This is a genomic window from Rivularia sp. UHCC 0363, assembly GCF_034931125.1.
Taxonomy (GTDB): domain Bacteria; phylum Cyanobacteriota; class Cyanobacteriia; order Cyanobacteriales; family Nostocaceae; genus Rivularia.
In genome coordinates, this window is record NZ_JAYGHM010000006.1 from 1 (window position 1) to 26,448 (window position 26,448).

At 38.8% G+C, this 26,448-nt stretch carries 22 protein-coding genes; 15 read left to right on the forward strand and 7 right to left on the reverse strand.

Features of this window, described 5'->3' with window-relative positions; translation table 11 throughout:
* Nucleotides 1–475 precede the first annotated feature (475 nt).
* From VB797_RS05055 to VB797_RS05075, 5 genes are all read left to right on the forward strand, one after another.
* Complete coding sequence (locus VB797_RS05055) at nucleotides 476–1,045, forward strand: photosystem I assembly protein Ycf4 (RefSeq protein WP_323236559.1); 570 nt, start codon at nucleotides 476–478, stop codon at nucleotides 1,043–1,045.
* Nucleotides 1,046–1,322: 277 nt separating this feature from the next.
* A complete protein-coding gene (locus VB797_RS05060; protein ID WP_323236560.1) occupies nucleotides 1,323–2,084 on the forward strand; it encodes a peptidylprolyl isomerase in 762 nt (253 codons plus the stop codon).
* A 186-nt stretch (nucleotides 2,085–2,270) separates the two neighbouring features.
* Nucleotides 2,271–3,521 (forward strand): beta-ketoacyl-ACP synthase, encoded by a 1,251-nt coding sequence (locus VB797_RS05065; RefSeq protein WP_323236561.1) that lies wholly within the window; start codon nucleotides 2,271–2,273, stop codon nucleotides 3,519–3,521.
* A 213-nt stretch (nucleotides 3,522–3,734) separates the two neighbouring features.
* A complete protein-coding gene (locus VB797_RS05070) occupies nucleotides 3,735–5,147 on the forward strand; it encodes a folate/biopterin family MFS transporter (RefSeq protein ID WP_323236562.1) in 1,413 nt (470 codons plus the stop codon).
* A 123-nt stretch (nucleotides 5,148–5,270) separates the two neighbouring features.
* Nucleotides 5,271–6,782: a carotenoid oxygenase family protein gene (locus VB797_RS05075; protein WP_323236563.1), complete on the forward strand. Its 1,512-nt coding sequence runs from the start codon at nucleotides 5,271–5,273 to the stop codon at nucleotides 6,780–6,782.
* Between the two features lie 160 nt (nucleotides 6,783–6,942).
* Here the strand turns inward: VB797_RS05075 and VB797_RS05080 are convergent, their stop codons facing one another.
* From VB797_RS05080 to VB797_RS05090, 3 genes are all read right to left on the reverse strand, one after another.
* Nucleotides 6,943–7,092: a hypothetical protein gene (locus VB797_RS05080; protein ID WP_323236564.1), complete on the reverse strand. Its 150-nt coding sequence runs from the start codon at nucleotides 7,090–7,092 to the stop codon at nucleotides 6,943–6,945.
* A 173-nt stretch (nucleotides 7,093–7,265) separates the two neighbouring features.
* Complete coding sequence (hemN, locus tag VB797_RS05085) at nucleotides 7,266–8,648, reverse strand: oxygen-independent coproporphyrinogen III oxidase (protein WP_323236565.1); 1,383 nt, start codon at nucleotides 8,646–8,648, stop codon at nucleotides 7,266–7,268.
* A 166-nt stretch (nucleotides 8,649–8,814) separates the two neighbouring features.
* A complete protein-coding gene (locus VB797_RS05090; RefSeq protein WP_323236566.1) occupies nucleotides 8,815–9,513 on the reverse strand; it encodes a heme oxygenase (biliverdin-producing) in 699 nt (232 codons plus the stop codon).
* 414 nt (nucleotides 9,514–9,927) lie between these two features.
* Between VB797_RS05090 and VB797_RS05095 the strand changes: the two genes are divergently transcribed.
* Complete coding sequence (locus tag VB797_RS05095; RefSeq protein WP_323236567.1) at nucleotides 9,928–10,131, forward strand: hypothetical protein; 204 nt, start codon at nucleotides 9,928–9,930, stop codon at nucleotides 10,129–10,131.
* Between the two features lie 72 nt (nucleotides 10,132–10,203).
* Here the strand turns inward: VB797_RS05095 and VB797_RS05100 are convergent, their stop codons facing one another.
* Nucleotides 10,204–10,464: a hypothetical protein gene (locus VB797_RS05100; protein ID WP_323236568.1), complete on the reverse strand. Its 261-nt coding sequence runs from the start codon at nucleotides 10,462–10,464 to the stop codon at nucleotides 10,204–10,206.
* Nucleotides 10,465–10,847: 383 nt separating this feature from the next.
* Here VB797_RS05100 and acsF point away from each other — a divergent pair, with 383 nt between their 5' ends.
* Both acsF and VB797_RS05110 read left to right on the forward strand, forming a co-directional pair.
* Entirely contained in the window at nucleotides 10,848–11,921 is a 1,074-nt protein-coding gene (gene acsF / locus VB797_RS05105; protein WP_323236569.1) for a magnesium-protoporphyrin IX monomethyl ester (oxidative) cyclase, read from the forward strand.
* A gap of 246 nt (nucleotides 11,922–12,167) precedes the next feature.
* Complete coding sequence (locus VB797_RS05110; protein ID WP_323236570.1) at nucleotides 12,168–13,658, forward strand: Rieske 2Fe-2S domain-containing protein; 1,491 nt, start codon at nucleotides 12,168–12,170, stop codon at nucleotides 13,656–13,658.
* Between the two features lie 82 nt (nucleotides 13,659–13,740).
* Here VB797_RS05110 and VB797_RS05115 read toward each other — a convergent pair whose 3' ends face one another.
* Complete coding sequence (locus VB797_RS05115; protein WP_323236571.1) at nucleotides 13,741–15,069, reverse strand: cytochrome P450; 1,329 nt, start codon at nucleotides 15,067–15,069, stop codon at nucleotides 13,741–13,743.
* Nucleotides 15,070–15,302: 233 nt separating this feature from the next.
* Here VB797_RS05115 and VB797_RS05120 point away from each other — a divergent pair, with 233 nt between their 5' ends.
* Nucleotides 15,303–16,592, forward strand: coding sequence for a Glu/Leu/Phe/Val dehydrogenase (locus VB797_RS05120; protein ID WP_323236572.1), 1,290 nt, complete (start codon nucleotides 15,303–15,305; stop codon nucleotides 16,590–16,592).
* Nucleotides 16,593–16,731: 139 nt separating this feature from the next.
* Here VB797_RS05120 and VB797_RS05125 read toward each other — a convergent pair whose 3' ends face one another.
* Complete coding sequence (locus tag VB797_RS05125; RefSeq protein ID WP_323236573.1) at nucleotides 16,732–17,337, reverse strand: SH3 domain-containing protein; 606 nt, start codon at nucleotides 17,335–17,337, stop codon at nucleotides 16,732–16,734.
* A 753-nt stretch (nucleotides 17,338–18,090) separates the two neighbouring features.
* On the opposite strand from VB797_RS05125, the gene VB797_RS05130 reads away from it, so the two are divergent.
* Nucleotides 18,091–20,187, forward strand: a complete 2,097-nt coding sequence (locus VB797_RS05130; RefSeq protein ID WP_323236574.1) for an ATP-dependent DNA helicase RecQ — start codon at nucleotides 18,091–18,093, stop codon at nucleotides 20,185–20,187.
* Between the two features lie 130 nt (nucleotides 20,188–20,317).
* Nucleotides 20,318–21,520 carry a DNA-processing protein DprA gene (locus VB797_RS05135; protein WP_323236575.1) on the forward strand — a complete coding sequence of 401 codons (1,203 nt, stop codon included), beginning with the start codon at nucleotides 20,318–20,320 and terminating at the stop codon, nucleotides 21,518–21,520.
* A 100-nt stretch (nucleotides 21,521–21,620) separates the two neighbouring features.
* Here the strand turns inward: VB797_RS05135 and VB797_RS05140 are convergent, their stop codons facing one another.
* Nucleotides 21,621–21,875 (reverse strand): hypothetical protein, encoded by a 255-nt coding sequence (locus VB797_RS05140; RefSeq protein ID WP_323236576.1) that lies wholly within the window; start codon nucleotides 21,873–21,875, stop codon nucleotides 21,621–21,623.
* A gap of 327 nt (nucleotides 21,876–22,202) precedes the next feature.
* Between VB797_RS05140 and VB797_RS05145 the strand changes: the two genes are divergently transcribed.
* From VB797_RS05145 to minD, 4 genes are all read left to right on the forward strand, one after another.
* Nucleotides 22,203–22,868: a hypothetical protein gene (locus VB797_RS05145; RefSeq protein WP_323236577.1), complete on the forward strand. Its 666-nt coding sequence runs from the start codon at nucleotides 22,203–22,205 to the stop codon at nucleotides 22,866–22,868.
* Nucleotides 22,869–22,886: 18 nt separating this feature from the next.
* Complete coding sequence (locus tag VB797_RS05150) at nucleotides 22,887–24,212, forward strand: four-carbon acid sugar kinase family protein (protein WP_323236578.1); 1,326 nt, start codon at nucleotides 22,887–22,889, stop codon at nucleotides 24,210–24,212.
* Between the two features lie 69 nt (nucleotides 24,213–24,281).
* Nucleotides 24,282–25,457, forward strand: coding sequence for a septum site-determining protein MinC (gene minC / locus VB797_RS05155; RefSeq protein ID WP_323236579.1), 1,176 nt, complete (start codon nucleotides 24,282–24,284; stop codon nucleotides 25,455–25,457).
* Between the two features lie 161 nt (nucleotides 25,458–25,618).
* Nucleotides 25,619–26,425: a septum site-determining protein MinD gene (gene minD, locus VB797_RS05160; protein ID WP_323236580.1), complete on the forward strand. Its 807-nt coding sequence runs from the start codon at nucleotides 25,619–25,621 to the stop codon at nucleotides 26,423–26,425.
* Nucleotides 26,426–26,448 lie beyond the last annotated feature (23 nt).

A 26,448-nucleotide genomic window follows, 5' to 3' on the forward strand; every position in this document is an offset into this window, starting at 1 on the left:
TACTACTGGGGGCGCGTCCAACTGCGATAGTCATTTGGACAATCCTCTTTTACTAAAATTGCAACGTTTCCGAGGAAACAACTTTTTTTATCTAGACACTCTCAACAGTTTTAATACTGTCCATTTTATGAGAAAATACCACTCAATGAGTAGCTATTTCTCATTCTTTGTGCCAAACCTCAATCAGTGACTGTGTTAACAGAGTATGATTGCTTAATAATTTTTAACTTATCACATTAGTCAAGCTTTGTGCCTAATTTATACTTATAAATAAAGTATTAAATGCAAAAGAGCCACATACAATCAATATCAGAATTTTTACAATTTGACACAACTTTTCTCAGAAAACTCAGAAAACTTAATTTAAAACTTAATTTATGAGAAAATCTAAAGAAAAAGAAATGGAAATAGTGACCGTTACAGTGGCAGACTTTAAATAGGGATCTTATAACCTCTAAACCTCCAAAATAATTACATGACGGCATCAACAACTATTCCTCAAGGCAGTAATGTCCTAACACAGAAGGTTCTGGGCTCTCGCAGATTTAGTAATTACTGGTGGGCAACAATCGTTTTTTTGGGAGCTACAGGCTTCTTGCTAGCCGGTTTGTCAAGTTATTTTCAAAAAAATTTACTTTTAGTCACAGATGCAACTCAATTGATATTCTTCCCTCAAGGTTTAGTTATGGGGTTATACGGTATCGCGGGTTTGCTTTTGTCTTCATATCTGTGGCTGGTAATTCTATGGGACTTAGGAGGCGGATACAATGAATTTAATCGGGAGACAGGACAAATAAAAATCTTCCGTTGGGGATTTCCGGGTAAAAACCGCCGAATTGAAATTGACTTTCCCACTCAAGACGCGCAATCGGTACGAGTAGACATCAAAGAAGGAATTAACCCCCGTCGCGCCCTTTATTTACGGGTAAAAGGTCGCCGAGATATTCCTTTAACAAGAGTTGGTCAACCCTTGTCCTTAAAAGAATTAGAAACTCAAGGCGCTCAGTTAGCGAAGTTTTTAGGAGTACCGCTGGAAGGACTTTAATATGGGCATAGGTCAAAGGTTAAAGGTCAAAGGTCAAAAATTCAATAACTCCGAACACGGATTAAATGGATGGCACTGATGACACTGATTAATAACTCCGGTGTTCTAAAGTCCTAACTCCTAACTCCTAACTATTAATCCAAAATCCAAAATTCATTAACTCCCAACTATTTCTCATGCTCAATCTAAAATCCATTCACGAAGTGTGTCCGAAGGACATAATCTAAAATCCAAAATTTAGTAGGCTAAGATACTTGGGTTGAGTTTTGTAATGGAAATGCTGTTGAAAGCTCCTAAGTATTTTTTGGTTACTCTTTTGGTTGTCGGTGCTTTGATGTTGAATGGTTGTTCTGGTCAGGAGGTAGCTTCTACCACTACTTCTCCAGATACAGTCACGGAAGCAAACAACGACACAACCGCACAAGCAACTCTTGCATCTGAAGTAAAGAACGAGGCTGTCCCAGGAATGAACGATTTACCAAGACTTGAAGGCAACGCTACTGTAGTGATGACCGTTAATAGTTCACCAATCACTATCGAAGTAGATGGAACTGATGCTCCAATTAGCGCCGGGAACTTTGTGGATTTAGTCCAAAAAGGCGTATACGATGGCTTGATTTTCCATAGAGTAGTAAAAGATCCTCAACCTTTTGTAGCTCAGGGAGGCGATCCCAAAGGTAACGGAACTGGTGGGTATGTAGATAAAAGTGGTAAAGAACGTACTATACCTCTAGAAATCAAGCCACAAGGCGCTGATGAGCCTATTTATGGTAAAACACTTGAGATGGCAAATATTAGCAAGCCACCAGTATTGCAACATAAAGCAGGTGCCTTAGCAATGGCGCGATCGCAATCCCCCAACTCTGCTTCTTCGCAGTTTTATTTTGCTCTAGCAGACCTAGCTTTCCTAGACGGTAACTATGCAGTATTTGGTAACGTCACCGACGGCATGGATGTAGTAAATAAAATTAAACAAGGTGACAAAATCGAGAGCGCCAAAGTTACCAAAGGTGCCGAGAACTTGAAAAACGCCGAGTAGTTTTGATACGGAAATGAGGGACTAGGGGAAAAGGGGATGGGGAGACAAGGGGATGGAGGGAATAATTAATTTATTCTTAACTCCTAACTCCTAACTCCTAACTCCTCACTCCTAACTCCTAACTCCTAACTCCTCACTCCTAATTCTTAACTCTTAAATCCAAAATCCAAAATCCAAAATCTAAAATTGAATCGGGTTGTAGTTACTGGTATTGGTTTGATTTCTGCTTTGGGTAATAACCTGGAAGATAGTTGGCGGCATTTGATTGCTGGCGAATCTGGGATTCATCTATACCAACCGTTTTCAGAATTGCGATCGCTTCCTTTGGGTTTAATTGGCGATCGCCCAGCAGAGGTAAAAAGTCTGACTCAACAAGCTGTGACTTCTGCTTTGCAAGATGCTTTATTAGTTGCGCCTTTACCCGATTGCGGAGTTGTAATTGGTTCGAGTCGCGGCTATCAAGCGGAATTGGAAAAGATGGCAAGGTGGATGTATGAAGACAAGGAGAATTTTAATTTTTCTACTTCTCCCTATCCCCCCATCCCCCCCTACGGGTTGCGCCACTTGCTACAAGTCGGGGAACCCGCCCAACGCAGTGGCTTACCATCCCCCCCTCCCTTCCTTTCCTCGCTCCCTCACATGAACGCGATCGCAGCAGCGCAAATCATTGGTGCAACTGGAACTGTACTCGCGCCAATGGCAGCTTGTGCTACTGGTATTTGGGCGCTTTTTCAAGGTTTTAACTTAATTAAATCTGGTCATTGCGATCAAGTTGTTGCGGGTGCTGTGGAAGCTCCAGTTACACCTTTGACAATAACTGGTTTTGATAAAATGGGCGCTTTAGCAAAAACTGGTGCTTATCCTTTTGATGTCAATCGGGAAGGTTTGGTTTTAGGTGAAGGTGCGGCGGTATTCGTTTTGGAATCGGCAGAATCAGCAAGTCGGCGTGGAGCGAAGATATACGGCGAAATATGTAGCTTTGGATTGACTGCGGACGCTTATCATTCTAACCAACCAGATCCTCAAGCAAAAGGCGCTATTTCTGCGGTAAAACAATGTTTACACCGCGCCGATATTTCTGCGAAAGATATTGATTATATTCACGCTCACGGTACGGCTACACAGATGAATGACCGTATGGAGAGTCTAGTTATACAAAAAATCTTTTCTCAAGGCGTGGCGGCTAGTTCTACTAAGGGAAGCACTGGTCATACCGTTGGAGCTTCTGGTGCTTTAGGAGTAGCTTTTACTTTGATGAGTTTACAGCATCAAATTTTACCGCCTTGTGTGGGATTACAGGAATCAGAATTTGATTTGAATTTAGTTAGGGAAGCGCGTCAAAGTGATATTAAGCGAGCAATGTGTTTTAGTTTTGGCTTTGGGGGACAAAATGCGGTTGTAGTTTTGGGTAATGGAAGTGACTTTAAAAAGAATTGATCGTAAATAAAAATTCCAGCATTACGTTTACCTAGACCATTTACACCAATACCTGGAATATCTACGTTTAAAAAACTAGTTATATATCTTAAAATCCATCTAATTACAGATAAAAAGCATTAATTTCTCTTGACATTCCATCCCAGAGAGGGTCGCGAGTATTGTTACTAGTTATCATAATAAAAGTAGAGAAAACTTAAAAAAAATTTACCAATGTTGGTATCCTCCTCTGGCTGGTCTAAGGTCAAACACTTAATCAAAGAAAAAATTCTTTTCGGTAACGAACCGACAGCAGAGTTGTTCGCAATTCTTACGGTTTATTTCGTCCAAGGTATTTTGGGACTGTCGCGTTTAGCGGTGAGCTTTTTTCTCAAAGATGAACTTGGGTTAAGTCCTGCTGAGGTTTCTGCATTATTTGGTATTATCGTTCTACCTTGGATTATTAAGCCTTTATTTGGCTTCTTTTCCGATGGTTTCCCCATATTTGGTTATCGACGACGACCTTATTTAATTTTATCGGGGATACTCGGAGCAATAGCCTGGGTAGCTATGGGGACTGTAGTTCATAGTAGCTGGGCTGCGACAACTGCTATTTTGTTAAGTTCGCTTTCGGTTGCGGTGAGCGATGTAATAGTTGATTCGCTAGTAGTAGAAAGAGCTAGAGCAGAATCGCAAGCAGAAGCGGGTTCTCTACAGTCGATTTGCTGGGGTGCGTCGGCATTTGGAGGTTTAATAACTGCTTACTTCAGCGGTTTTTTACTAGAACATTTTACTACGCGCACTGTATTTTTAATTACCGCTACATTCCCGTTGATTGTCTCTGGAGTTGCTTGGTTAATTGCCGAATCTCCCGTAGACAATAAAAACAGCAATTTCGAGGATGTTAAACAGCAAGTAAAGTTACTGCGTCAAGCTATAACTCAAAAAGTGATTTGGCTACCTGCTGCTTTTCTCTTCATCTGGTTGGCTACACCGAGTTCGGAATCGGCATTCTTTTTCTTCACTACTAACGAGCTACATTTTCAACCAGAATTTTTGGGAAGGGTGCGGTTAGTAACGAGTATTGCGGCTCTAGTCGGGATTTGGATTTTCCAACGTTTTCTCAAAAGCGTTCCGTTTCGAGTCATTTTTGGTTGGAGTACGGTAATCTCAGCAGTTTTAGGATTAACATCGCTGTTATTAGTAACTCATGCTAACCGGGCTTTAGGAATAGATGACCACTGGTTTAGTTTAGGTGATAGTTTAATTTTGACGGTAATGGGACAAATCGCCTATATGCCGGTTTTGGTATTGGCTGCAAGAATTTGTCCTCCAGGTGTAGAAGCGACTTTATTTGCATTATTAATGTCGGTAACTAACTTAGCGGGATTAGTTTCTCATGAGATGGGTGCAGTCCTAATGCATTATTTAGGAGTTAACGAAACCAACTTTGACAACTTGTGGTTATTAGTTACAATTACCAATCTCAGTACTTTGTTACCGCTACCGTTTATTAATTGGCTACCAGAGAGAGAAGAAACTCCAAAAGTGTCGCAACCAGCTTTAAAAGACAGCAAGGAAAAAGTTTTCCCAAGTTTAATGTCAGAATTAATTTTGCAACAGCCAGCGGAAGAAGTTGTTGATTGATAATTGGGGAGACAAGGGGATAAGGAGAATAATAATTAAATATTAAATTAAAATTCGTAATTTCTGAGTGCTAACTCCTCACTCTTTATTCTCAATGCCCAATGCCCTATTTATTTATTAGAAATGCAAAACTTTAAAATTGACGAACGAGATTTAATTACAGAAAAATCCTATTCTCGCGAAAGTTGGCGGGAAGGATATCAATCTATAACCGAAGAATATGATTATTGGATTGATGATATTGAAGGAGAAATTCCGCCAGAGTTAAAAGGTACGCTGTTTAAAAATGGTCCGGGTTTACTAGATATTCAAGGACATCGGATTCATCATCCTTTTGATGGTGATGGAATGATTAGCCGGTTTACTTTTACTAACGGACGCGCTCATTATAGCAATCGTTTTGTTCGGACTAAAGCTTATATCGAAGAAAAAAAAGCCGGTAAAATTCTTTATCGTGGCGTATTTGGAACTCAAAAACCTGGCGGTTGGTTGGCGAATGCTTTCGATTTTAATCTGAAAAATATTGCTAATACTAATGTTATTTATTGGGGTGGTAAACTGTTGGCATTATGGGAAGCAGCAGACCCTCATAAACTTGACCCACGAACATTAGAAACTCTAGGTAAAGAAAATTTTAATAGTGTTTTATCGGAAGGTGAAGCTTTTGCAGCACATCCACGTTTTGACCCTAGTTGCGAACAAGATAATGGTGAACCTTGCCTGGTAAATTTTTCTATTAAGCCGGGGTTATCTACAACTATTACTATTTTTGAATTAGATACTGCGGGTAAAATTGTCCGCAAGGATGCTCATAGCGTTCCGGGTTTTGCTTTTATCCACGATTTTGCGATTACTCCTAATTACTGCATCTTCTTTCAAAATCCCGTTGCTTTTAATCCCATTCCTTTTGCTTTAGGAATGCGTGGTGCTGCGGAATGTATTAAATTTCAGCCGAATCAACCGACTAAGGTTCTTCTCATTCCTCGAAGATCTTCTATTGAGAAGGGGGGAAGTCAGAAGAAAGTGCAAATTCTGGAAACTCAATCGGGTTTTGTTTTCCATCACACTAACGCTTTTGAAAAAGATAACGAAATAGTTATTGATTCTATTTGTTACGAAAATTTACCGGAAGTTGAACCAGAAAGCGATTTCCGAGATACTGATTTTGAATCTTTAACACCCGGTCAATTATGGCGATTTCATCTTAACCTTGAAAATAATACGGTACGACGAGAATTAATTGAAAGTCGTTGCTGTGAATTTCCCAGCGTACATCCAGAGAAAGTCGGACGCGAACATCGTTATTTATACATGGGTGCGACTCATGCCGATCGCGGTAATGCACCATTGCAAGCATTTGAAAAGGTTGATTTAGCAACTGGTGAAAAGCAACTTTGGAGTGCTGCACCTCATGGTTACGCTAGCGAACCGAATTTTGTGTCGCGTACTCGTCACGGTGATGAAGATGATGGCTGGTTATTAGGTTTGGTTTACGATTCAACTCACCACCGTTCTGATTTGGTAATTTTAGATGCCAAAGATTTGAATAAAGGAGCGATCGCAAGGTTGCATCTCAAACATCATATTCCCTATGGATTGCATGGGAATTTTGTTAGTGATGTGTTTATAAATTAGTATAGAACTTACGCAAAGCCTCATAACTTATGTGGTTGACTAGCGTATCGCTCCCTGATGGTAACGAGCGAGCGGGACGCTTGCGCTTCGCGCACACTTCGTGAACGCACTACGTTAACCCCTCATAACTTATGTGGTCAATTACTAGTACTCCACCACATTAATTTTGCGGGGTAAAACATTCGTAGTGCGACCATCTTGGTCGCTCGTTACCACCAACCAGCAGCGGGCTAAAACCAACCAGCGAGCGAGACGCTCGCACTACCGGACACCCCTCATAACTTATGTGGTTGAGTAGTAAGTAGTTCATTTCAAAAGTTTTGACTGGTTCGTTTTTTCAGTATAGTTTGGGAGACGTAGCAGTGCGGAAATCTCTACAACCCATCAAAAATTATGCAATCGAATAGTAGTTAAATAATAGATAATTAGAAACCTGCTTTCTCAAACAAAGCGGGTTTCTTGTTTTTCAGTAACTGCTAACTTTTAAATTGCGCGGGAGAATTTATTTTTTTGCGTAGTTTTACGAGAATCAAAAATAACCGCAATATTTCTCACCAACAATCTACCTATTTCTGTAACGTTGATTTGATTTATGGATAAGTCAACTAATCCATCGGTTTCTAATAATTTTAATGCTGTTAATTCCTGGGAAAAGTACTGATTAAAATTAATTTGATGCTTTGATTCAATATCTGAAAAACGCAAAATTCCGCTAGACATGATAGACATAATTACATCTCTTCTAATAATGTCATCATCACTTAATTTAAACCCTTTACTTATTGGTAATACTCCCGCTTCCACTGCTTGATAATAATCTTTGAGTTTTTTATGATTTTGAGCGTAAGCATCCCTGAGCAAACTTACTGATGTCGAACCAAAACCAAATAACTCTGTTTCCGCGTGGGTTGTGTAACCTTGGAAAGTGCGTCCTAAACTACCATTACTTTGCGCGATCGCTAACTCATCATCAGCTTTAGCAAAGTGATCCATCCCAATAAATTGATACTGATTTGCAGTCAATTCCTCAATTGTCAATTTGAAAATTTCTAGTTTTTCTTGAGGTGTGGGAAGTGCATCTATTGGTAACTTTTTCTGCAATGGTTTCAGCCACGGTACGTAAGCAAAGTTAAATACAGCAATGCGATCGGGGTCTAATTGAATAGTCTTTTTAATCGTCTTCCAAAAACCGTGCAAAGTTTGATAAGGTAAACCGTAAATTAAGTCTACATTCACACTTGTAAATCCAGCTTCTCGAATCCAGCCCATGACATTAAACAGCATTTCTTCGGGTTGAACGCGATTTACTGCTACCTGTACTTGATAATTAAAATCCTGAATCCCAAAACTGATCCGATTAAACCCAATATCTCGCAAAAATAAAATATAGTCTCGATCTACATAGGTAGGATGAATTTCAATCGAAACTTCAGAAGAAACATCAAGATTAAAGTACTGATTGATATTTCCCCAAAGCTGTTTTACCTGGTGAATGTTCAGGTAATTAGGGGTTCCTCCTCCCCAATGCATCTGCACCACTTTGCGATCGGAATCAATTAAGCTCGCTGTTTGCTGAATTTCCTTAATTAAATGTTCTACATAAGGAATCGCAATCTCTTTTTTATGCGAAATCACAGTATTACAACCGCAGTAATAGCAAGCACTTTCACAAAAAGGGATATGAAAATACAAACTGAGCGGAGTTTTTCGGTGATTTGAGGTAGAAATAGCCGACTCAAAATCCTTAGCCGTGAACGCTTCATTCAACTCTGTAGCTGGAGGATAGCTAGTGTATCTCGGTGTCGGAGTGTCGTATTTTTGAATGATATCTAAGTCAAATTTAACGCCGGGAAATTGGAATATCATCGAATTAGGATTTTAGATTTTGGATTTTGGATTTTAGATTTTAGATTTTGGATTTTGGATTTTGGATTTTGGATTGAAAGTTAAGAATTGGGAATTGGTAATTGGATTTTTTCCCATCACCCTATTACCTATTACCTATTACCCATTACCCATTACCCCTCTCATCTCAATTAGCTGTAGCGGTTTCGTTATTGATTAACTTACGAAACTTTTCTTCACCAATAGATTGGATTAAAATGGCTTCCAATTCTTTCGCCATTTGCATATTAAATTGGAATGAATTATTAGCTTCTACAACTATTTTGTCGGCTGTTGTATCGTCAACTGGTACTTTATCGAGTGCTTCGCGATATTTGTCTTTGAATACTTTTTTGTCAGGGATTTGCTCGAAGTTATAAAAAGATGTACCTTGATAACCTGTTAATTTCAAGGTTGATTGAACTACTCTTTGCAACATTTGTCCTCCCGACAAATCTCCCATGTAGCGAGTGTAAGCGTGTCCGATTAATAATTCTGGTTGTTTTTCTGATAGCTCCCGAATGCGAGAAACATAATTCTCAGTAGCGACTGATGGTTTAATTTGACTAAGCCAATCTGAACCATAGTAAAACTCTAAATCTTCGTGTAAATTAGCTTTACGATTGAGTTCGGGAAAATAAAGGACGCTAATACAAGGATGATTTTTATGACTTTCGAGTGCTGATTCTAATTCCCCGTACACAAAGTATAAATTACCCAAAAATTTCGCAAAGCAATTTCTATCGACAACTCCTTTGACGAAACATTTCATAAAACCGATATTCTCCGTAGCAGCATGAGAATGCTGGGTTCCGGAACGAAGTTTTATCGCTAGATTGTTACTCATTCTTAATCCTGCATTGATGAAACGCTATCTTCTACAGGATTTACGCAGTTTAATTATATAAACAACTTTGCTTAGCTTTTGTCTGTTTTCCGATCAAAAGCAATGAATTAAGGTTGAAACGAGCTTATCGGGAACTACAATTACAAAATTAACACGACTTCTACAATACTTGCTGGAGGTTTTATTTTTTGTATCGCGATATAGCTCTAAACATTTCTTCACATATCCAGATTTAATATCATGCTGTTTATAAGTAATCAATATGCATAATATTTGTCTTAAATGCTTGAAAAACGCTAATATAAACTTCAAGTTAAACAAAAGTTAAATGATACATATTCTTTTGCGTGTATTAATGATTTTGCTAATAAAATTAATAAATTTTAGGTGTAGATTTTATACAGGGGGGCGAAGTTGGATAATTTGCAAGGCATTCACATAGGAGATAAAGTTGTTATCCTGCATCCCTCGCATATAGCAGGAAAAACTGGTTTTATCTACGCAAGAGAAATGTTTTCAGATGATATTGTTAGTAAGCGCTGGATTATCCGTATAGATTCGGAAGACGTAATAGTTTCGCTAAATCCAAAGGAGTTTGAGTTATTAGCCGAGTTATAGGGTTTTGAGCTACATTCTTTATTTCAGCAACAAGCGCGTTAAGTGAAGCTCACTGTAAGGTATCGGTCAGCTTTAACTTTGTGCTGGAGGTTCATCGTTGATTCCGAGTTCTTTCTTACTGTGTTTCAAATTCTTCCAGAGTCCCTGAATTTGCCTATATGCATCTTCAGAAGTTAATTTCCCTGAAGTTTGCAAATTAACGATATAGCCTACTTTATGAGCAAATTCTTGCAAATTAGCATTGAATACCAAGTTTTCTGGTTTGAATTCGCCATAATAGCGACTGCGAGGATAAAGTAAGTTCTCTTTGTCTACTCTGTCGGAATTTTCCATGTTCAACCTCGAATAATATTTTGTTAAACTTAAATTAATCTTATCTTAATAATGGCATAAGTTTCTAATAATACATCTCTTCTTTTTACAGAGCATCTGTCTTAGGACTTACTTGGTATATTTTTGCAGTCAAAAAAAACACACCTGTTGAGTTTTCTTTAAGTGATAACACATAATAGACGAACAAAATTGTAAGTATAGATAGTATTATGCAGAAAAACTATTACATAGTAATTATTCTTAATAACAATTAGGCGAGTTTGAAGCAAGTAAACCTAGTTAAAGATTGGTTTTTGTAAATCAATTTAAATATTTTGGCTAAAGAGGAAATATTCTTCTATTAATGGTTATATAGCTGAAAGTGGATAAATTAAAGAATCCTTATGGTAAAGTCTCTTCCAAGCCCGCAGCCATTGTTCAAAGAAGGTGTAAAAGCGCCGGTACAGGAAACGCTGCTGACCCCCCGGTTTTACACGACTGACTTTGACGCTGTGGCATTGATGGATATTTCGGCGCATGAGAAGGAGTTGGGGGCGATTGTAGACGAGTTGAAAGCCGATTACAATCGTCATCACTTCGTGCGCGATGAGGAGTTTAAGCAGGTTTGGGATAGTATTGAAGGTGAAAAGCGCGAAGCTTTTATTGATTTCTTGGAAAGAAGCTGTACTTCTGAGTTTTCAGGATTTTTGCTATTCAAAGAGCTATCGCGCAAATTAAAAAAGCGCAATCCTATGTTAGCGGATGCTTTTAACTGTATGGCACGGGATGAAGCACGTCATGCAGGATTTTTAAATAAAGCAATGGCGGATTTCAATCTTTCTTTAGATTTAGGTCATTTAACCAAGAGCCGTGCATATACCTTCTTTCCCCCGGAATGGATTATTTACACGGTTTACCTATCTGAGAAAATTGGTTATTGGCGCTACATTATTATGTTTCGCCATTTGGAATTATATCCAGAAAACCAATTTTATCCACTATTTCGCTACTTTGAAAGTTGGTGTCAAGACGAGAACAGACACGGAGATTTTTTCAAAGCGCTGTTGCGATCGCAACCGTCACTTTTCAACAATTGGAAAGCGCGTTTATGGGTGCGTTTCTTTTTGCTCACAGTATTCGTAACTCATACCCTAACGGTATTTGAACGAGTCAACTTTTACCAATCTCTTGGTATAGACGCTCGCGAATACAACAACAGAGTTATTGAAGAAACCAATAAAACATCCGCACGAGCATTTCCAGTAATTCTGAATACCCAACATCCAGAATTTTTCCGGAGATTAGAAGAATGTTCCGACAGTAATTTGCGCTTAGCGGAAATTGATAAGAGCGATCGCCCTAAAATTGTTAAATTGTTGCAAAAGGTACCATCGTTCCTTTCCATCATGGGACATATGGTAAGGCTTTACACGATCAAACCAATTGATGCTGAAGCAACCAGAGCAGCAGTACATTAAATAGATTTGATACGAGAATCAATCTAAGGGAATAAGCGTAAATCCTTTTTTTAATATTTTTAAAGATAAGATCAATTAAGAAGTATTTGTTATTTTACAAATGTTATACCAATTCTGTATGAGGCTGCGCCAAAACACCCGCAGCCTAGAAGGCTGGGGCTAATATTACAAAGCCTACCTGCGTAGGCTGAATTAAGCGCATCTTTATACAGAAACGGTATTACTTAATAAATAAGAGGGGAAACTGTGAATATTGACAGTAATTTAAAACAAACTACTGATGAAATAACAACATCAAACCAAATAGAAGAAACATTTCAGTGGACAAAGCAGTGGTATCCAGTTGCCGTAGTTGACTTTTTAGATTCGTCTCAACCCCATTCGATACAGTTACTTGGTAAAGATATTGTTGTATGGCGCGATAACATCGGCAAATGGAACTGTTTTGAAGATTTTTGTCCTCACAGACTTGTTCCCCTTTCTGAAGGTCGCGTCGAGTCTGACGGAACCCTTTTGTGCGCTTACCATGCTTGGCGTTTTAATTCCGAAGGTAAATGCGTCAGTATACCTCAATCAAAAGATAAAGAAACTGAAGCAAAAAATTGTTCTAATAATAAATCCTGTGCAAAAGTTTATCCTACTCAGGTACGCCAAGGATTGTTGTGGGTATGGGGAGAGTCGGGAGAAACCGCTAAACTAGAAAGTCAATTGCGATCGCCTAGAATTGTCCCCGAACTAGAAGATAATTCCAACAAAGTCATTAAGCTTCCCTGGTACGTTCGCGATCTTCCTTATGGCTGGGATTATTTTATGGAAAATGTTTCAGATCCCGCACACGTACCTGTTTCTCATCATGGCATCATGGGCAGTCGATATGAAGATGCCAAATATTATGATATGCCTTGCGAGCGGAAGTTATCTACTCAAGAAGGGTTCTCTTTTGAAATTGCACCTACTTCTAGCGAGGATATAGAAAAAGCAGTTCATGATTTCCAGCCTCCTTGCCATATGCGGATCTGTTCCGTTGATAAACAAGGATGCAAACTTATTTTAGCTTTGTATGCCGTTCCTACTCGTCCAGGGTGGTGCCGTCATATAGCTGCTCAGGTGTTTGTAAAAAATGATAAAGGAGAATCTCCGAAAGGTTTAGGCTTTTTTGGTTTACCGATGCCAGTTTGGTTGAGTCACATTTTATCATCTGTTTTTCTGCACCAAGATGCAGTTTTTCTACATTATCAAGAAAAATTTATTGCACAAGCTCATCAAAATAAATGGTTGGATAAAGTTTATACTCCCAATCCTCAAGATAAAATGGTGGTTACTTTCCGCCAATGGTTTGAAAAAAGAGCAGGTGGTAGCGTACCTTGGGCATCAGAATGCGATGCGAATTTACCATCAAAAGAATACGATAAAAGCAAACTTTTTGATGTGTGGAATACGCACACTAAAAATTGCATAGTTTGCCAAAATGCTCTCAAAAATATTAATCGCTTCATCAAATTTAGTTTCGCAACTTCTATTGCTTGCCTGTTTTTGGCACTCTTTCTAGATGCGCGTACTGTAGCAGTAAAAGCTGCGAGCCAACAAATAGATACATCAATATTCGCAATGGCTCCGAGTACAGGATTTTGGTTAGCTTTAGTTGGTGCAATTTCCAGCGCAACAATAGGATATTATCTCCGTAGATTGAGCAAGCTTTTCTATACTTATGAATTTAATCATTCTCATAATGATTAGGTGTTAAGTTCTGCTCTGTATATATCAGTATCTTGTAGCTTGTTTACCATCGGAGTTGCAAAAAAAGCTACATAACAAATATCTACGAATTCAACCGAACAAATTTAACTTTTAACTTATCCTTGGGATAAGGTGTAGGCGCTGGTATGATGCTTAAATCTTGTCCAGGTAAAAGTTCCCATTCATACCCCCGAACTAAAAGCGCTGCAAAAAGTTTCATTTCCAATTTCGCGAACTCTTTCCCGATACATTCGCGCATCCCACCACCAAATGGAATGTGAGAAAAAGGTTTTGATTTATCTTCAGCCCTAGACGGTGCAAAACGCTCTGGGTCGAATTCCGACGGCTCAGTATATACACTGTTATCTTGATGCGTTTTAGGTACTTGATATAAAACAGACCAACCTTGAGGAATCAAGTAACCGTTAAATTCACAAGGTTGAATTACTTCTCGAAAACCACCACCAACCGGAGGAACCAAACGCAAGACTTCTTTAATCACTTGGTCTAAATAAGTCATTTGCTTGAGATTTTCTGTAGTTAGTTGCGAAAATCCTAGTTGCTGTTGTTCTTCACGTACTTTTGCGAGAACCTCGGGATGCTGTGCTAGTAAGAGACACATAGAAGCGATCGCCGATGTTAATGTTTCGTGTCCGGCAAATAATAAAGTTAATATTTGGTCTTTGATTTCTTCTACACCGAGCTTATTACCATCATCATCTGTAGCTTGTAATAGCATTCCTAAAGCATCGTTATTTGAAGCGGGTTGTTGTTGACGCTGCAATATTATTTCTTCAATCTGCTTAAGTAACAATTTACGACTGCGTAATGCTTTACCAAAACTAGTCCAAGGTAAAGAAAGAGGAATACTAAATAAACCTCCGACCCATTGTTCAAAAAGTTTTACAAAATTGCTATTGTTAGCTGCATCAGTTCCTACAAATAATTTACAAGCAACGTCAAAGGTATATTTTCTAATTTCTGGATACCAAGTCAAAGTACCCATTTTTTCCCATTTGTGTAAATAACTTTGCAGAATTTCTTCCATTGTAGAAGCATATTCCGCTAACGCTCTTGGTTGAAAAGCTTGCGATAAAATCCTGCGTCGGTTTTGATGTTCTCCACCATTTTGTATAGCTAAGGAAGCAGAACCTAATAAAATCTTAGTACTGGGAGGCCATTTATTAGAAAAATATTTATTGTCATTCGTAAACAGAAAAAGGTTAGCTTCCGAACCAACCATAATTACCGTAGGACTAAAAAAAATACTGGTTTTAAAGATAGAGCCATATTTTTTATATCGCTTATCTGTAAAATTGGCATCGCGAAAAAAGCTGATTGTTTCACCAATTACAGGTAAACCAAAATTACCAGGAGGTAAAGGAAGTGTTTTAGGATTGGTAGTTGTCATTCGATTTTGGATTTTGGATTTTGGATTACTCTACGAGAAGACGCTTCCGCGTCAATAGATTTTGGATTGTCCAGAATTATCTTAAATAACTATTATGAAACAAAAAATGTAACGAAATTTACAAAAATATCAGAAATTATCAAAAATCAAGTTACGGTAAATATGTAGAGACGCGATATATCGCGTCTCTACATCTATGAAAATAACGAAAAATATTTTAATCATTACATTTTATGGATAAAAAATCCCCACTTTTGCCAGAAAATCCTTCTCCTGCGTATATTTGCCCTTTCGACCAAGCTTGTAGCTATTTAGACGCAGCCGCAAAAGAATTAAAGTTGGAACAAGGTACATTAGAAATACTCAGTAATCCCCGTAAGGTAGTTACAGTTTCCATCCCGGTAAAACGAGATAGCGGTGAAATACAGGTTTTAGCTGGACATCGAGTCCAACACTGCGACGTTTTGGGTCCTTATAAAGGTGGTATTCGTTTCCATCCGGCCGTTACACTGCGGGAAGTTTCAGCCTTAGCAATGCTGATGACTTGGAAATGTGCGTTGTTGGGTATTCCTTACGGTGGTGCAAAAGGGGGTATTGCGATAAATCCCAAAAGTTACAGCATCCATGAATTAGAACGCATTTCTCGACGTTATATTAGCGAGTTAATCAAAGACATCGGGCCGTCGGTAGATATACCCGCACCAGACATGGGGACATCAGCCAGCGAGATGGCTTGGATGATGGATACTTATTCGGTAAATGTCGGTCATGCAGTACCCGGAGTTGTCACCGGGAAACCGCTTTCTATAGGTGGTTCGTTAGGAAGAGAAATGGCAACCGGACGCGGTGTAATGATTATTGTCCGTGAAGCCTTAGCAGATAAAGGTAAATCTTTAGCAGGAACCAGAATTGCCATTCAAGGTTTTGGAAACGTCGGTGGTGGTGCGGCTGAATTGCTGCATCAAGCTGGTGCAAAAATTATTGCTGTATCCACAGGTTCCGGCGGTATTTTCGCGGAGAATGGTTTAGATATTCCAGAATTACAAGCCTACGCAAAGGAGAATAATCGAAAGATTTCGGGATTTCCGAAAGCGAAACCAATTACGAATGCAGAGTTATTAACATTACCTTGCGACGTATTGATTCCCGCAGCCTTAGAAAATCAAATTACCCAAGAAAACGCCGATCAAGTTCAAGCAAATCTAATCGCTGAAGCTGCAAATGGTCCGGTTACACTCGAAGCAAACCAAAGTTTAGAAGCGCGGGGTGTAACAGTACTACCAGATATTTTGAGTAATGCTGGTGGAGTTGTAGTGAGTTATTTGGAATGGGTGCAGGGACTTTCTTATTTATTTTGGGATGAACAAAGAGTTAACGGTGAAATGGAAAGCTTGATGGTGCAAGCATATCGCAAAGTTATGCAGCAATCTCAGGAAAGGAAAATTTCACCGAGATTAGCAGCTTATGTATTAGGAGTAGGAAGAGTAGCGCAAGCTTTGAACGATAGAGGATTATATCCTTAATCAATTATCAGAATGTTTCCAATTTTATCTAGGAAATATTTTCGTTTATGATGAAAATATTGATAAAGACGTAGCACTGCTACGTCTCTACATCAGTGATTGAATAAATTACCAATTGTTCATTGTTCATTGATAATTGTTAATTGTTTTGATATTCACTACCGCTTGCACGGAAACCTTTTTCTTTGAGAATAATATTACCGTTAGTGGCGTTATTAACAATAAAATCTACTTCACCGAAAGGAATAAACCTGACGTAGTAAGCAGTATTATCTTTGATTGCAACGTAACTTTTAAACTTACTTTCAGCATCAACTTTTGGTAATCTTGCAGCTTCAACCGCGTATAATTCTGTTTTTTCAGCGCGGTTGTCGTAAACATTCATATAAATCTGCTTTTCTTCGGAATAAATTCTTACTGTCTTGCTGTTAGTTGCAAAAAGTAATTGAGTTGAAGTAGGAGAAGGATTTGTGTAAGTTAATTCGATCACATCTTCACGTACCCAGCCGATATCATCTGCTTCCGAACCGTATTTTACTTTATACCAAGCATAGGTATCTCCAGAAGGTTTGGTTTGATCGAGAATTTTTACCCTATCTCCCTTTTTTCCTTGGTGAATCACCTGACGATTCAACGAAGGTCCCGAACGGATGTTAATTGTAGTAGCATTACTATTGTTAGTCTTGAGAATCCCTTCGCTAGCAGTAAAGGTTTGTATCGGTGTTGATTGATTAGCGTCTGTCATAAATTTATCTCCCGTACTCTACTGTTAATAGATAGTTAAAAGTATTCAGATTTACCTAGGACTTACGCAACTGGCATATTTTGGTCGTAGGGTGCTGTGACACTTTGCTTGATTTCTAACGCAATATGTGTCACGCACCGTTCCCTCGCTCTTGTGACAATTGCGTAAGTCCTGTTACCACTATTATTTGTTACAAATTCTCAAGCGTGCAGTTTTTGCAACATTCTGAAATGTTTGAGGGGATTGAGTATAAAAAACCGCAGAGACGCTGAGAGCGCGGAGGGAAGAGGTTATAGAGGGATGATGGGTAAGAGTGGGATTTATCTTTAATTGTTATAAATGCTTAATCTCAGGTAGTTGGTGCGTGACACTACAAGCTTTATTACTACGTTCATAATTTCTATAAGTGTCACAGCACCCTACAAGAAAATATAATTAATTACGAATTACGAATTGCGAGTTACTAATTATATTTAACACGGGTGAAGAAGAATACGAATTACTTTAAACTTTATTGAACCCACGAAGGTGGGTTTCGCCTGTGTAGCCGTGATTTCAATCGCCAGGTATTCTTCGCCGTGTTAGCCCCTAGCGGAGCGTACCGTAGGTATTGCGTCTCCGGAGGAGATATTAAATCACCAGGTATTCAGATCGGGGAATAATTGCAAATATTTATACTATCTTTTACATATTTTTGCTTAGTTGTTTTTTTTAAATGCTAAAAAAGAAAAAACATTTTTAAACTAAGCATCTATGACATCGCAAATTGAAGATAAAGCTTTATTACTTCTACGTCAGGCTCTTGAGAACCCAAAAGCTGACTTTCGCTGCGGACAATGGGAAGCTATTGAGGAGTTATTAAGGCGATCGCGTTTGCTTGTGGTTCAACGTACTGGTTGGGGCAAAAGTCTGGTATATTTTTTAGCTACTCGTTTGTTACGAGATAAAGGTGCTGGCTGTACGCTTTTGATTTCACCGTTATTAGCTTTGATGCGAAATCAAATTGCAGCAGCAGAAAGGATAGGTGTGAAAGCTGTTACGATTAACTCTAGCAATACTGATGATTGGGGAGTTGTACAAACACAGTTACTTGCAGATGAAGTAGACATTTTGCTGATTTCTCCGGAAAGATTAGCTAATGATGAATTTAGAGAAAAAATACTGTTACCGTTATCCAAAAAAATCGGTTTATTTGTAGTTGATGAAGCGCACTGTATTTCCGATTGGGGACATGATTTTCGTCCCGATTACAAGCGAATTGTCAGAGTATTACAAGCTCTTCCTCAAAATATTCCAGCTTTAGCGACAACTGCTACGGCAAATAATCGAGTTGTGGATGATATTATTGCTCAATTGGGTTCGCAATTACAGGTTTCAAGAGGTGCTTTAACCAGACAAAGTTTGCATCTGCAAAATATTAAGATACCATCACCCGCAGCCCGAATGGCATGGTTAGCAGAACAACTGCCTAATTTACATGGAAGCGGAATTATTTACACTTTAACTGTAAGAGATTCTCAACGTGTTGCCGATTGGTTGGTAACTCAAGGAATAAATGCTGCTTCATATCATAGCGATTTGGAAAGCGATCTTCGTGAAGGATTAGAAGAGCAACTTATAAAAAACGAAATTAAAGTTTTAGTTGCAACTACTGCTTTAGGAATGGGTTTTGATAAACCAGATTTAGAATTTGTAATTCATTATCAACGTCCGGGTTCTGTTGTACATTATTATCAACAAGTGGGTAGAGCGGGAAGAGCGGTAGAAAAAGCCTACGGGATTCTTTTAAACGGTGAGGAAGATGATGAAATTACCAACTATTTTATTAATACAGCTTTTCCTCCAGAAGTTCATACACAGCAAGTTTTAAATGCCCTCAATCAAGCTAAGGATGGCTATTCTATTCCTCAGTTGGAGCAACAGCTTAATCTTTCCAGAGGACAAATTGATAAAGTTTTGAAATTACTATCCCTTGACTCTCCCGCACCTGTAACGAAACAAGGTTCAAAATGGTATACTACGCCGATAAATTATCAAATCGACACCGATAAAATCACAAAACTCACAAAAATCCGCTATCAAGAACAAGATAGAATGCGAGAATATATGCAAACTCAAGAATGTTTAATGTCTTTTCTCGCAACAGAATTAGATGACCCAAATCCGGCTGCTTGCGGTAAATGTGCTAACTGTTTGGGTAAAGCTTTACTACCAGAAAATTGCTCTTTTGAACTTGTAAATAAAGCAATTCAATTTTTACGCCGCAGCGATCAAATAATTGAACCGCGTAAAACTTGGGCATCACAAGCATTTCCAAATTATCAATTTTCTGGAAGAATTAAAGATAACTTAAAAGCAGAATCGGGAAGGGCTTTATCTTTATGGGGTGATGCAGGTTGGGGAGACTTAGTAAAGTCTGGGAAATATCAAGATGATTATTTTGATGATGCACTTGTAGAAGGTGTATGTGAAATGATTCAACGTTGGCAACCTCAACCATATCCCAGTTGGGTAACTTGCGTACCTTCTTTAAATCGGAAACAACTTGTACCGGATTTTGCTAAAAGGTTGGCTGACAAATTAGGTTTACCATTCGTACCAGTTGTGCAGAAAATTCGTCAAACTCAATTACAAAAAGAAATGAGCAACAGCTATCAACAAGCTCAAAACTTAGATGGTGCTTTTGCAATTAACAGTTGGTCAGGTATGAATGGTTCTGTATTTTTAGTTGATGATATGGTTAATTCCCGTTGGACTTTTACCGTAATTGCCGCGCTTTTACGTCGCAATCAAAGCGGGTTAGTTTTTCCTGTAGCATTAGCACTGAATACACTAGGTCAAGGGAATTAAAAAAGTTAGGCAACGGGGAACAGGGAACAGAAAATTTACTAAGTATTTTTTCCACATTCACATAGTTTTCCTATTCCCTCTTGCAGACTGTTAACTTAAGATAATAAGCACGGTAAAACCATTAAAAATCATGTTAAATCATGTATTATCGCCAGATACTCAAGCAATTTTATTATTATGTAGTAACTTCGGACAAAATCGCAAAATTGAACCGCAACCCTTGACTCTTAGTGAATATAATTCCTTAACTAATTGGTTGCGAAATAATCAAATGCGTCCAGCAGATTTACTCGAACCAATAGCAGGAAAACAACTACAAAAGATTGGCGAAACAAAACTTGATTTGACTAGAATATCAGCTTTACTCGAACGCGGTGCAATGCTAAGTTTAGCTGTGGAAAAATGGACTAATCAAGGATTGTGGATATTAGGAAGAGGTGATACAAATTATCCCAAATGTCTCAAGCAAACACTAAAGCATTCAGCACCAGCAGTTTTGTATGGAGTTGGTAATATCAAACTATTATCAATGGGAGGATTGGCGATCGTCGGTTCTCGCGACGTTGACGAAGAGAAACTAGAATATACAAAAAAAATCGCCCAACAAAGCGCCGTGGAAGGAATACAGGTCATTTCCGGTGGAGCGCGTGGTGTAGATAAAGCGGCGATGTTAGGAGTATTGCAAGCCGGAGGAACGTCTGTAGGAGTGTTAGCTAATAGTTTGACTAAAGCATCTGTAGACGCAGAGTATCGCTCAAGTATCAAAGAAGGTAGACTTGCATTAATTTCTAGTTACGATCCAGACGCTGGTTTTAATGTTGGGAATGCAATGGGACGAAATAAATATATTTATGCTCTTGCAGATTATGCTGTTGTAGTTGATGCAACTGCGGGTAAAGGTGGTACTTGGGCTGGTGCGGTGGAAGCCATTTCCAAATTACATCTAGCAGTTTTTGTTAAGATGCACCCTACTATATCCGAAGGTAATCAACAATTACACGATAAAGGAGCAAAAGTTTTTCCACCCGAACCTTGGAACGATTTGAAACAACTTTTGAAATCAACAGCATCCTTAATTGAACCATCAGCAGAAACAAAAGAAATTTCATCCACCTCAAAAGAAATTTACGAAGCAGTTTTACCTTTAATTCTCGATCGTTTACAACAACCATTAGATGCAAAAACTCTTGCAGAAACCTTAAACGTGAGATTATCGCAAATGCAAGATTGGTTAAATGAAGCTGTAGAAGAAGGAAAAATTAAAAAAACTCAAAAACCAGTTACTTACGTGATTAATCAGTCAGCAACTCAACTTTCTATGTTTTCAAATTAGTAAATTTATGAAAAAATCAACCTGTATTTTGTAGTTTTATAGTTAATACTTTAAATTTGATTAAACCCGCGCAGGTGGGTTTTGCTTGTGTAGCCGCGAATTAATTCGCCAGGTGCGGGCTTTGTTGAACCATTTGGGCTTCCGTAAGAGCTTGAAAATTTAATCCTGCGTCTATCTCACCGTATTCAAATGATTTTTTTATATCTTGAGTCGGTCGATTTGCAAGTAGCTGTTCAAAATCTTCTAAGTTACCAGATGAGTTTGTAAGAAAATTAGAAAGAAGAGTTTTTACCTGTTCTGATGGTAATGCTTCAAGATGGTTTAATATTTGCTGTTGAATATTCCCTGCTGTCATAATTTTCTCAGTTTTGTAATAGCTTTATAAAATCAAAAATGCATATATTATTTTAACGAAAACTTACTCATCTTCGTTTAAAAGCCAGAAACTTTGGTTACTCCGCATAATAAATAAAAAACTCTCAGTAAAAACCAAAACGTTAATGTTGGGTTAAAGCCGCTTCTACACTTGGAATAAATATATGTATTATTCGTGCGTCTTTAACCCAACCTACTTGAAACCTTCATTAAACCCACGCAGGTGGGTTTTGCTTGTGTAGCCGCGAATTAATTCGCCAGGTATTCTTAAAATATATAACCCCCACCAAAAGGAGAATATCTTAAAGTGCAGCCAGATTTACTCGGCTTGGAAATTAGCAAAGGTGAATTAAGACGCTTAACGGGTGTAGATCCAGAAGATGTATTTCGTCCTTCAATTCTGAAAAACCGCGAAAAACGAGTTGGTTTTTTCATGAACGAAGTAATTACAGCCTTAGCGTTAACTCCTATTGTTGTCGGCTTTATTTATGCATTTATTATTCTACCTACCATCGGTTCCTCAATTCCTATCGGATTATTGTTGTTAGCTTTAGTACCAGTATCAGTGGTATTAGCACGGGGAGTTTGGCGGCGAAAAAGTTGTCCGAAATCGCTCACAAAACTTCTCGATGAAGTTGATGAATATCACGAAGTTATTCAAGCGATCGATATTAACGACCAGTTAGATACAGCGGGAAATACGCAAAACAATATTAGCGATCGCGATCGAGTTATTACAGCGTTGCAACTAATTCGAGAAGATTTGGTACGCGCTTTGAAAACGGAACGAATTTTACGGGATAATAAAAAGTTACTTGCGAACAATCAAGATTTATTTGTTAATAATTTAGCCAATCTACAAGCTTTGCAAGTTAGTACGGAAGCTGGCGAATACGCTCAACTTCTCAATCAATCATTGCAAATTGCTGTTGATGTTCAATCTCAAATTAGAAAATTACAGTCGCCCAAATGATTTTAATATGACAAAAATATGACTAATAAACCAAAAATTATTGTTCTAGATGACGATCCTACTGGTTCTCAAACTGTCCACGGTTGTCTGCTTTTAATGCAGTGGGATGTAGATACTTTACGTTTGGGGTTACAAGACGATTCCCCGATTTTTTTTATTTTAACTAATACTAGGGCGTTAACTCCAGAAAAAGCTGCTTCTGTAACTAAAGAGGTTTGTCATAATTTAAAGTTGGCATTGGAAGCCGAAAAGATTGAGGATTTTCTGGTAGTTAGTCGTAGCGATTCAACTTTGCGGGGACATTACCCGGTTGAAACTGATGTTATTGCTGAAGAACTCGGACCTTTTGATGCTCATTTCCTCATACCGGCATTTTTTGAAGGAGGACGTGTTACCCGCGACAGCGTACATTACTTAACGATCGATGGTGTCCCAGTTGCAGTTCATGAAACTGAGTTCGCTCGCGATTCAGTATTTAGTTACAATCACAGTTATTTACCTAAATATGTAGAAGAAAAAACCGAAGGACGTATTGCAGCCGATACCGTAGAACGATTTCTACTTGATGACATTCGTGGTGGTAGTCTGGAACGGTTAATAAAGCTCAGGGGAAATCAATGTGGTGTGGTAGATGGTGAAACACAAGCCGATTTAAATCAGTTTGCTAAAGATGTATTAACAGCAGCGAGTCAGGGAAAACGGTTTTTATTCCGTTCTGCTGCAAGTATTTTAACTGCTTTAGCTGCACTACCTCCTCAACCAGTTTCCCCAGAAAATATGGCTGAATATGTCATGACGGGTAAACCGGGAGCCATAATAGTTGGTTCTCATGTAGAAAAAACTACCCAGCAGCTAGCAGCGCTGTTGCAAGCTGAAGGTATTGTCGGAGTAGAAGTAGATGTAGCGCGGTTGCTTAATAAAGGGAATCAATCTGCTACACTGCTAACCGATATACTCAAAAACGTTCATGAGGCACATGAAGCTGGAAATACACCAGTAGTTTATACCAGCCGTGAAGAATTAACTTTTGAGGATGTTAGTACGCGGTTGCAATTTGGGGCTAAGGTTTCAGACTTGTTAATGGATGTTGTCCGGGGTTTACCTTCTGATATCGGATTTTTAATCAGTAAGGGTGGTATCACTTCTAACGATGTTTTGAGTAATGGTCTTGCTTTGAGAGCAGCACGTTTGCTCGGTCAAATTCTCGCTGGTGTTTCAATGGTAAGAACTCCAGAGAATCACCCTCAGTTTCCTAATTTGCCAGTAGTACTATTTCCTGGTAATGTTGGCGATCGCGATGCTGTTTTCACTGTTTACGAAAGGTTAAGTAAAAATCTTAAATGAGGTTTAACAATTCAACGTTTTAATGACAATTTTCGATGTTAAAGCTTTGATATTCGTGGCTGGTGTTACATGACTTCTGATTCAGCTATTCCAGATTTTAATTCTAACGATGCCGAGACAGATTCCATTACTAGTTCGGATGAGGAGTCTACCGTGACAGAAGTTACTTTTATTTCAAGTATAAATAATGTCAATTCTTCAAAGTTAGTTGACGATCAAATCAGTGATGAAGATAATTCCTCATTTCATTTTGATCGAGTTAGTACTGAAGATAATTCTCATGAGACCGAAGATAAATTATCCGATCAAACAAACGTAGAAGAAAATTCTGCTGTTGAACAACAGGTTACAAACGTAGAAGAAAATTCTGTTGAACAACAGGTTACAAATGTAGAAGAAAACTCTGCTGTTGAACAACAAGTTACAAAGGTAGAAGAAAATTCTGCTGTTGAGCTTAACGATCGAATAAGCATTGATATTCCGTTGCTAGAAAATGCAGTTGCGGCAAATCAAAAAATACAGGTAGAAATCAGGAGTGCCAAAGATCGATTGGAATTAATTTTACCAATTGTATCCGAAGCTTCCATCTCGGAGTATACCTGGTCTGAAATTTGGCAGCAAATGAAGCTGCGACTTATAGCACAGCAACGCTTCTTTACCTCTCGAATCAACGTACATTTAGTAGCCCACGACCGCTTACTTGATAGCAGACAACTGCAAGATATTGCCGAAACTTTAAGCGAAATGTCCTTGCATCTCAAATCTGTAGGTACCAGTCGCCGACAAACTGCGATCGCGGCTGCGGGTTCTGGTTATTCTGTGGAACAATTGCAGCCAAAAACGGCTTTCAGTTTTGAATCAAAAACGGCTGCATTACCTCCAGCAGAAGCACTTTATCTAGAAACTACAGTACGTTCCGGTGTCGAAATTCGCCACAGAGGTAGTGTAATTATCTTGGGAGATGTAAATCCAGGTGGTATTGTAGTCGCAGATGGCGATATTCTAATTTGGGGTCGCTTACGGGGAGTTGCTCACGCAGGTGCCCAAGGTAACAGCGAATGCACAATTATGGCTTTACAAATGGAACCAACCCAGTTGCGAATTGCCGACGCTTTGGCTAGGGCCCCAGAAAAATCGCCTACACAAATTTGTGCGGAAGTTGCCTATATGACCGCAGAAGGAATCCGCATTACCAAAGCAAATGATTTTTCTAGAGTTCAATTAGCTAAGTTGAATCAACATTAGTCAAAACAATTCGTAACAGCCCTATGAATAAATAGATTCTAAAAAAGCGCGATTAATAATCAACCGCACCCTCTGGGTGAACACTGATAAACCACACCCTCTGGGTGAAAACTAATTAAACAATTGTATTTTTTAATGCCATCACGAGCGCGTTCGTAATCATGACTCGAATTGTTGTCATTACCTCCGGTAAAGGAGGAGTCGGAAAAACAACCACTACAGCCAATCTGGGCATGGCTTTAGCCAAAATAGGTCGCCAAGTGGCGTTAGTTGATGCGGATTTCGGTCTGCGAAATTTGGATTTGTTGCTAGGACTAGAAAACCGTATTGTCTACACTGCGGTGGAAGTTTTGGCAAGAGAATGTCGTTTGGAACAAGCCTTGGTTAAAGACAAGCGGCAACCCAATTTAGTACTGCTACCTGCCGCACAGAATCGCACCAAAGAAGCAGTTACCCCCGATCAAATGAAGTTATTGGTAAATGCTTTAGCGCAAAAATACCAGTACATCATTATTGACTGTCCTGCCGGAATTGAAATGGGGTTTAAAAATGCGATCGCCCCCGCAAACGAAGCATTAATTGTCACAACTCCTGAAATAGCAGCCGTCCGTGATGCTGACCGGGTGGTAGGGTTATTAGAAGCACAAGGAGTAAAGCGCATTCACTTAATAATTAACCGAATTAGACCCGCAATGGTTCGGTTAAATGATATGATGTCTGTGCAAGATGTTCAGGAACTTCTAGCAGTTCCCCTAATTGGGGTAATTCCCGATGACGAGCGGGTAATTGTTTCTACTAACCGTGGCGAACCTCTGGTTCTATCAGAAAATCCTTCTTTAGCAGCCACAGCTTACAGTAATATTGCTCGTAGATTAGAAGGGGAAACGGTAGATTTTCTTGATTTTGACTCGTCCCAGGACAGCCTATTCTCCCGCCTCCGAAGGTTATTGTGGACAAAAATTATCTAACCAAATTCAGTATGCGCTCATAC